We start from the raw sequence: 976 nt of genomic DNA on the forward strand, positions 1-976 counted from the left end.
GTCACCCCCACAGCCGTCGCCCCCTTGGACCCCGGCACCCTCGACACGAACACCCTCGACCCGGCCGAATCCTCCACAACCCCAGTCATCAACACCAAGGACCCCGAGCAGCCCACACCGATCGCCCCACAGCTCTCGGCCGAATCACCCAGCGACACAGAAGAACTCAGCGAGAACACGCCAAGCCCCGACCTGCCGTTCGACATACTTCCCCTCGGGTCCCCCAAACTCGAACACGCACCGCCCCCGGCCGAACCCACCACATCCGCCGACCACGGCGAGGCGACCGAGCACACCGACACCCCACTGGCCGAACTCCTCTCACCCGAGTACTTCGACCAGCCCGACACAGACGGTAGATTCCTTCCCCACGAGACCCAGCCAACCGAACCCAGCACATCACTACACCCACAATCCGAACCGGTCTCGCCCCACGACGACGAAACGGTCTACAGCCCCCAGACCCCTTCGCCCACCGGCACAGCCCGGTTCGCGCCATTGGACGACGGCCGATCAGACTACAGCGAATCGGTCTACAGCACCGATGACCAGGTACCGCCCCGAACGATCGAAGCGCAAGCCACCGAGGATGCCTCCGGGGCCGACATCCAGCCTTCCACTCCGCCGACCCAGCCCCGTAGCCCGAGCACCCCCGAAACCGACACACAGAACAGGCCTTTCGGCCCGAACGCCTCCGTGGCCGAGCTGCGCCGTAACGACAACGATGCCTCGCTCCGCACCGAGGAAGACCGGGAATCGGTCCACACCACCGAACGGCCCATCGCCGCAGTGCTCGAACAGCCGGCCCGGCAACCACTTTCACCTAGATCCGGCAACATCCTCACCGAATCACCACAGCAGCCGACCCGGCATGTGCGCTGGGTGGCCGATCTGCCCTCGAGGTCCGACGCGCGTAAGCGGCCCTCCCCCCTGGTGGCCAGGGCCGAACAACCCACCGACCCCCGACTCCACGACC

General features: G+C 66.6%; 1 protein-coding gene. It reads left to right on the forward strand.

Annotated features, from left to right (window positions below; genetic code table 11):
- A partial coding sequence (locus JZ791_RS44135) for a hypothetical protein (protein ID WP_216903935.1) occupies nucleotides 1–976 on the forward strand: 976 nt, incomplete at both ends.

Source organism: Nocardia alni, assembly GCF_019038435.1.
Taxonomy (GTDB): domain Bacteria; phylum Actinomycetota; class Actinomycetes; order Mycobacteriales; family Mycobacteriaceae; genus Nocardia; species Nocardia alni.